Origin of the sequence: Intestinimonas timonensis (assembly GCF_900626145.1) — a bacterium.
GTDB lineage: Bacteria > Bacillota > Clostridia > Oscillospirales > Oscillospiraceae > Intestinimonas > Intestinimonas aquisgranensis.
This window is the reverse complement of the sequence record NZ_LR130834.1, coordinates 1-7,224: the sequence shown is the minus strand read 5'-3', so window position 1 is coordinate 7,224 and position 7,224 is coordinate 1. Positions and strand designations below refer to the sequence as shown.

6 protein-coding genes and 1 pseudogene are annotated in these 7,224 nt (G+C 49.6%); all 7 read right to left on the bottom strand.

Translation table 11 applies throughout. The annotated features are described in order from the left end of the window. Positions 1 to 374: 374 nt before the first annotated feature. The 7 genes and pseudogenes from E0E29_RS17335 to E0E29_RS17305 all read right to left on the bottom strand — a co-directional run bounded on the left by E0E29_RS17335 (position 375) and on the right by E0E29_RS17305 (position 7,037). Complete coding sequence (locus E0E29_RS17335; protein WP_130850998.1) at positions 375 to 1,268, bottom strand: BRO-N domain-containing protein; 894 nt, start codon at positions 1,266 to 1,268, stop codon at positions 375 to 377. Further along, positions 1,269 to 1,736 carry a low molecular weight protein-tyrosine-phosphatase gene (locus E0E29_RS17330; RefSeq protein WP_130850997.1) on the bottom strand — a complete coding sequence of 156 codons (468 nt, stop codon included), beginning with the start codon at positions 1,734 to 1,736 and terminating at the stop codon, positions 1,269 to 1,271. Between the two features lie 85 nt (positions 1,737 to 1,821). Continuing rightward, positions 1,822 to 2,184, bottom strand: a pseudogene (locus E0E29_RS19360) (DUF1016 N-terminal domain-containing protein); the annotation flags it as partial. Positions 2,185 to 2,302: 118 nt separating this feature from the next. Further along, complete coding sequence (locus E0E29_RS17320) at positions 2,303 to 3,049, bottom strand: metallophosphoesterase family protein (protein ID WP_130850996.1); 747 nt, start codon at positions 3,047 to 3,049, stop codon at positions 2,303 to 2,305. A 22-nt stretch (positions 3,050 to 3,071) separates the two neighbouring features. Then, complete coding sequence (locus E0E29_RS17315) at positions 3,072 to 4,697, bottom strand: recombinase family protein (RefSeq protein ID WP_130850995.1); 1,626 nt, start codon at positions 4,695 to 4,697, stop codon at positions 3,072 to 3,074. After that, positions 4,582 to 5,436 (bottom strand): recombinase family protein, encoded by an 855-nt coding sequence (locus E0E29_RS17310; RefSeq protein WP_130850994.1) that lies wholly within the window; start codon positions 5,434 to 5,436, stop codon positions 4,582 to 4,584. Before E0E29_RS17310 ends, E0E29_RS17315 begins: the two co-directional genes overlap by 116 nt. Further along, positions 5,436 to 7,037: a recombinase family protein gene (locus tag E0E29_RS17305; protein ID WP_130850993.1), complete on the bottom strand. Its 1,602-nt coding sequence runs from the start codon at positions 7,035 to 7,037 to the stop codon at positions 5,436 to 5,438. The genes E0E29_RS17310 and E0E29_RS17305 overlap by 1 nt, the downstream gene beginning before the upstream one ends. Positions 7,038 to 7,224: the final 187 nt, after the last annotated feature.

Here is a 7,224-nt window from a genome sequence, read left to right as displayed (position 1 = left end):
TGGTTTGGCTCCTTAACCATGCACCTGGCCTGAGCCGGACGGATGAAGTCTGGGCGGAATCTTTCCTCCCGGTGAACGCACCCCAGGAATGCAGAAGTCCTAAATCATAATAGAACTGCAGGCCGCCATCTCAATGCACAGGCACTGAGATGGCGGCCTTTTTATGCGCAGGGATATTTGACGGTTACTTCCGTCTAAGGGATAATACCCCTTAACGGAAGCCTCTTTTTTCATTTGTCCGCGTTTTTGAGCGGATAAACCAAGACGAACACACCGCTCACCATGTAAATGGCTGGCTCATGTGTTCGTCTGGCTCTACTTTGTAACATCAAAACGCTGTAGATGTCATGTTATCTCCGCAAAACTCAAATTATTTATTCTTGTTTTGATGAGTCAACTTCCGATTCGGAGATACCCCCTTCAATCAAATCGGTTATCACTTGATTGAGTTGGACAGCATTCTTTTCCGTAATAACAGGGACACCTGTTTGCAACTCAATAGCCTTTCGGGCATCTCCAGCGACTTTACCGCCTGCACGAGCCACTTCGATATTATCAGAAAAAGATTCCGGTGCTTTCTGCTTGGAAATTTCTGTGGTCGTAGCCTCGGCCAGCATATTCAGAACCAATTCCAGTGTAGTCATATTGTCCCGCAGGTTTTCCTTTTTCAGCCCCTTGAGATTCTTATACTGTCTGGTGGACATCCCGGACCATGCTCGGGATATCTCATCTGTAAGAATGGCATACTCAATGCCCTTTTGAACACCACGGGCATCCCATTCATCGGTCAGCTCTTTGCGAACCTGGATCGCCTGCAGTCGCTGATTGATCCATTCACGGGTATAGCCTTTCTTCAGATAGGTTTCCAGCGCCCGTTCAATGGTCAGTTCCGGATCTATCGTTTCTTCGATTCGCTCCCGACCAACCTGTGCCAACCATAGCTTAAACGGCTCAGCTTTGGGAGATGGTATGGACTGGATGATACGCAGAAGCTGTTCCGTATCTGCCACATCAGTATTATACCGTTTTCCATCCTTTGGGGACCTCAATTTCAGTTGCTGACAATTTGTCAGCAACTGATCTGCACCTTCGTCTTTAAGGCGTTGTTTCAGCTTTGCCCAGTAGTTGCTTGCGCCACGCTGATCCGGCTGATCGGTCAAAACTGCAACGACATCAACAACAGAAAAGTACCATTCCTCTTTATCCTCGTCCCAGGCTGTGCGGATGCGCTTATCTTCAAAAAGCTGAATCTTATCCTCTTGCCCCATTCATATCACACCTCTTTTCTTCAGCAAATCATCAAGCAGTCCCTGACAGCCTTCCATAACATCCTGCCAGGTCGCATCGAAGTCGCCGGTGTACCACGGGTCGGCTACTTCTCCGGGGCGACTTGTAAAATCCATCAGAAGGTGCATTTTGTCGGCAAAGTCGCCACCACAGATCTGGTACATACTCCGGATATTGGCGCGATCCATGCCGATCAGCAGGTCGTACTTTTCGTAGTCGCTGTTCTGGAGCTGCCGTGCTGTTTTGCCGGAACAGTCGATTCCATGCTCGGCCAATTTCCGGCGGGCAGGCGGGTAAACAGGATTTCCGATTTCCTCGGTGCTGGTAGCAGCTGATTCGATCTGAAACTCCTGTGCCAGACCAGCTTTCTTCACCATATCTTTCATCACAAACTCGGCCATCGGGCTTCTGCAAATATTGCCGTGACAGAGAAAAAGTATCTTGATCATTTTCGGAACTCTCCAATTGATTTTCTTCATGATCAGTATAACATGGAACCTCAAATTCGTCGAGCGTGAGTTCCTGATGAGCACATTCCTGGATAGCGTTCTGAAGTGCGGATTTTGACCATCCGTACTGTTTTGCGGCCAGCAGATACCAGCGTCGCTCCTCCATGTTCAGCTCCGCCTCCAGAATCACAACATTTTGTGTCCAGGAGATCTCTGCGGCGAGTTTCAAAAGTTCTTGATTGCCCTCGTACATCCGATAAAAATCACGCATCCTCCGTAGATTGCGCGGGGAGAAACCAGGGACATTCGGACACTGTTCAGACAAGTATTCTGCAGCAGCAACCGCAGCACCCTTTTCAGAACGATCACATACAATTCGGCCTAATTCGCAATATAGTTGCACTTGAGAAAAGTCAGCAGTTACTGCTGCATCCAAATCCGCAAACATGGCAGAATAGTCGATGTTTTTGCGAGCGTTCATAGTTTCTCCTTTCTGATAAATTATGCTTAACCGAAAACAGGCCAAAGAGAAATACGGGATACTCCTGCACTTCTCCTTGGCCTGTTTACACCACCCGAATCATCTGTTCCCAGAGAAGAACAAATCGGTCATCCAGGATTTTGTTGTCATGATAGTGTCCGAACAGCCAGTAATGAAACCAGGTTCTTTCTTTGACTTCCTCCAGATAATCTGTCAGGGGATCATGGGCATATCCTCCTGCGCCCAGTTGGTCTACAATACTGCTGGGAGCACAGTGGGTGATGACATAGTCCACTTCATGCCGGACACGCTCCAAATTGTTTCGGGCTTCTTCATATTCCAAATCACTCGGAAGCTCCTGTTTCCACCAGGAACGATGGTTTACACGGAAACTGACCCCCATCCTGCGGAGTGTCCAGTATTGTTCTTCAAAATCTGGAGCGTAGGGATTCAGTACACCGTATTCCATATCGTGGCTCTTTGCTCCGCCCATAGTAAAGAATGTGTATCCCTGCAGTTCAAACACCTGTCTCCGCATCAAGTGGATCACATGCGGGCGGATGCGCTGGACTTTCCCACCGTTCCATTCCTCGACAGGGTATTTCCCCAGCAGATCAAAGTTCTCGTGATTGCCGCTGACAAACAGCACGGTGAAGGGTAAGGATTCCAGCCAGTCCAGGTTCCGATTATCTTTTTTTCGCCCGTCCCACAGACCACCAAAGTCACCGCAGATAATCATGTAATCCTCTTTGGTCATTTCAGCTTGCTCCGGGAAGTGTTCGGGCTGAAACCGCTCGAAATTGCCATGGGTATCGCCGGTCGCATAAATCATATCGCTCACCTTCTTTTTCTCATTATATCATATCCTGCTCCACTTGAATGCCCCCGCGCAGGATCACCGTGATATGTTCCGCAGAAACGACCTTCACCGTATCCACCAGCTGTCGGATGAGGGTTTCATCCCATTCCTGGATCTCTGCAGATGCGCCCTCCATGACCGCGGCAGCTTCTTCGATCCGTCGAATTGCTTGCGTATTACTTTTTCGCTGTTCTTCTATGGCTTGCCGCTTTTCCTTCAGAACAGCGGCCTCGTCCATAATTTCCTTGAGCTGGACTGTATAGATGGATGGATTTTCTGCATGAGCGGCTTTTGCCACCAGAGTCCTTGTCAGGTCATTCAGCTCATCCAGCCGACTTTCTATATCTGACAGGCTCATGCTCTCGCCTGGAATCGGTGCCAGCACCTGTTCCATAGCTCCGGTGATTTTCCGGATGAGTGTGCTTTTCCGGCTCATTGCAGAGTTGATTGCTGCGAGAATCGACCGCTGAAGCTGATCTTCATCGACTGACGGGGAGTTGTGGCAGTATTTTGTTCCGTAATCCAGCCGGCTGACACAGCGCCATACAATCCGTTTCTTGCCCCGTTTGGACCATGTGCATCGGCGGTACAGCGTTCCGCACTCCCCGCATACGAGCCGTTCTGAGAGCGCATATTTGCTGGCATAGGAGGTCATTCCCGTGGGAGCATTCTTTTTTGAAGGACTTTTTCCTGCGTTGCGCCTTGCCATTTCTGCCTGTACCGCATCGAATGTCTTTCGGTCCACGATTCCATCATGATGGTTTTCCACCAGGTACATTGGGAGCTGACCTGTATTGCGGATTACTTTCCGGCTGATGCAGTCACTGATGTAGGTCTTTTGGAGCAGAACATCGCCACAGTATTTTTCATTGGTCAGGATGCTGCGGATCGATGATATAGTCCACTCTGCACCTCCTGCCACATTGGGGATCTGCTCCGATTCCAGCCAGTCTTTGAGCATCCGCAGGCTGGCGCCGGTCAGGTACCGGTCATAAATCGACCGGACGACATCTGCCTGTTCCGGAATGATCTGGGGCATACCATCCTCGCCCTTCTCGTATGCATACAGGCGTTTGTACTGTATGATGGCTTTACCTTCCCGCATGGCCTGCCGCTTGCCCCAGCGGACATTGGCGCTGATGCTCTCACTTTCCGCCTGGGCGAAGGCGCCCAGCATGGTGATGAGGATCTCGCTGTCCGACTCCATGGTGTTGATGTTTTCCTTTTCGAAGATGACTGCGATACCCAATTCCCGGAGAGCCCGGATATAGTTCAGGCAGTCTACCGTATTTCTGGCAAAGCGGGAGATGGACTTGGTCAGGATAATATCGATTTTCTTACGCTTGCACTGGCGGATCATCTTCAGAAATTCAGGGCGCTTTCGGGCAGAAGTTCCTGTGATGCCCTCATCGGCAAAAATGCCTGCCATCGTCCAGTCCTTATTGCCCATGATTTTGTCGGTATAGTAGGTCTGCTGGGCTTCGTAGCTGGTGAGCTGTTCCTCGTCATCTGTAGATACCCGGCAGTAAGCGGCGACTCGCAGCTGCCGCTGGACAGCCTGCTGTGCTGTGCTTTCCACTTTCGCAGGGATCGTAATGACTCTGGGTGGATTGTCTCTCATTGTGGTTCACTCCTATGATTTGATTATTTTTCAGTCGTATGGCTATGGATTTATCACTGTATACACGGATTGCGGATACCGTGGTTTTCAGCAGTTTTGCGTCCAATTCACGCATGACCGGATGCTGGGCAAATATTCGCCGGAGCCGGATACTCTCATATTCATCTGCATCGATAGCACTATATTGTACAGAGGCAATGGAGCGGATAAGCTCTTGAGCTGCATCTTCGTCGATTGGCTGGCAGGATAGCACTGTATCCAATTGCCTTTGCAGTTCCACATTCTCGCTTTTAGGATGGGGCGACACCACCTGAATCCGTTCCGGATTGTTGAGCAGCATGTTGAGCAGACCTAACACCTGCTGTTCTATCTGCTTCGTTTCTGTCCACCCACTGAGACGGCGAAGGATCTTCTGTGCCTCTGTAATATGGGTGGTCACTTGCTTGGCGCTGCGTTTTTTTATCGCACTTGTCATAGTTTCTTCCTGCAGGATAGCAGGATAGCCCTTGTCACCGATATAACGGCGATCCTCCAGAATCCGTGCTACCATATTTTTGTTCCAGACCCTTCCAACATCGTATGGAATCTTCTGCTCCCGAAGCCACTCAACCAGGCTGTTGTAGGATTCTCCGGCGATATACGCCTGGAAGACATGCTTTACCAGCACTGCCTCCGGTGGATGAGGTACGATTTTACCCAGTTCCATGTGATAGCCGAAGGGCAGTTTCCGATTTCCCATCAGCGCACCGTCCTTTCAATGGTTTCTGTAAGCTCCAATCTGTTTTTCAGGCGGAATCGAAGCTGTTCTTTACTGTCCACAATAATCTTGTCAATCAGTTCACCGAACAGCTCTGCATCGAAGGCATTAAGGAAATCCGGCCCTGCTTCTAAGATATCCATCAGCTCCTGCGTTTGAGCGATGGTGTTGTCGCCATCGGAGGCTAACAGGCGTTCCTTTTTCAGCTTTGCAGTGCGGAGCTGTTCGGTCAGCTCATTGCTCTGGGATATAAAAATGTCAGGATCAATGAGGCCCTGCTGTTTCAGCGTGGCCAACATTTGATTCTGACTGGAAAGTTCAGATATTTGTTTGTTCAGCTCAATGACATCCAGACTCCAGAGCATTCTGCGGTTGCGGATCGTCAGGAGACTGGTGATCATCTGGGAGAGGATCGGCTCTCCATGGTGCTTGAGGTTATAGTACAGACGCAGGACGGCTTCCTCGATTTGGGACTCTGGTATCTGTTCCATGACACAGGCATCTTTTTGTCTGTCGTGTTTGCGGCACACCCAGTATGTTATGTCCTTTGACATTTTCCTTTTGAAGTATGTCCCACAGTTTCCGCACAGGATCGTCATGGTGAAGGGATATTGCTCCCGAGGTGAATGGGTAATTTTAGAGCTTTTCGCCTGATACAGCGCCTGCGCCCTTTTAAATATGAGCCTGTCCACAATAGGTGGGTGACTGTCTGCAATGTAGTACTGATCCTTATTTCCATGGTTTATCTTCTTTTTGACCGGAAGGGTATCAGTCGAATATCGTTTCTGCAGCAGGGAGTCACCGACATATTTTTCGTTTTGCAAGACATAGCAGACCGTTGTGTGCTGCCAGTATGGGATTTTATCTCTTGTGGGAATTCCTAAGCTTGTGATTTCCGATGCGATTTCTGTGGTGCTGTACCCAGCCAGGAACCTGTCGAAGATCAACCGCACGATTTGTGCTTCGGATTCTACGATTTCAAGCCTCCCATCGCACAACCGGTATCCAAACGGCGCCTTACAGGTAATGAACTTACCGCTTTGCATTCGTTTCTGATAGCTCCACCGCATATTACCTGAGATTGATTCGCTCTCAGCCTGAGCGAAGGCAGCGAATATGGCCGTCATCATCTCACCGGACATGGTGGATGTGTCGATATTTTCTTTTTCGAAGTAGATGCTGATTCCCAGCGCTTTCAGTTCTCGGATCGTCTCCAGACATTCTGTGGTGTTTCGGGCAAATCGGGAGATGGATTTCACCAATATCCGGTCAATCAGCCCTCTGTGGCAATCTGCCAGAAGTCGTTGGAAGTCCTCCCGCTTTTCAGCAGAAGTGCCTGTGATACCCTCATCTGCATAAATGTCCACCATGCTCCAGTTTTCTTTTCCGGAGATCAGGTCTGCGCAGTGCCGGTTCTGAGCGGCGAAGGAGTTGAGCTGGTCATCGGAAGCAGAGCTGACACGGGCGTAAGCGGCTACCCGCAGCTTGTTGTCCTGCTGCTTTTCAGTAGCCTCTATCGTAATAACTCTGCACTGCTTTTCCTGCAGAGCCATACTTCCCTCGGTCATTTGCTTTTTATCCATGTCAGTTCACCTCCCTCCCTAAATAATCTTAGTTTTTCTCATTGATGCTTGCGTTTTCGCAGGATTTCACAAATTCATACAGAGCAGGATACAGGCAGGAACAGCATCAAGTATCGGTTCCGGCGAAAAATGGGTACAGCAAAGCCCGCGTCCAGTGGTTTCTGGATGACAGGCCATACGGTAAACC

What these genes read in the sequence shown, in the direction of transcription:
- E0E29_RS17335 (WP_130850998.1), bottom strand. Translation starts at nt 1,268, where the DNA reads ATGGGGCAAGAGGATAAGATTCAGCTTTTTGAAGATAAGCGCATCCGC.
- E0E29_RS17330 (WP_130850997.1), bottom strand. Translation starts at nt 1,736, where the DNA reads ATGATCAAGATACTTTTTCTCTGTCACGGCAATATTTGCAGAAGCCCG.
- E0E29_RS17320 (WP_130850996.1), bottom strand. Translation starts at nt 3,049, where the DNA reads ATGATTTATGCGACCGGCGATACCCATGGCAATTTCGAGCGGTTTCAG.
- E0E29_RS17315 (WP_130850995.1), bottom strand. Translation starts at nt 4,697, where the DNA reads ATGAGAGACAATCCACCCAGAGTCATTACGATCCCTGCGAAAGTGGAA.
- E0E29_RS17310 (WP_130850994.1), bottom strand. Translation starts at nt 5,436, where the DNA reads ATGGGAAATCGGAAACTGCCCTTCGGCTATCACATGGAACTGGGTAAA.
- E0E29_RS17305 (WP_130850993.1), bottom strand. Translation starts at nt 7,037, where the DNA reads ATGGATAAAAAGCAAATGACCGAGGGAAGTATGGCTCTGCAGGAAAAG.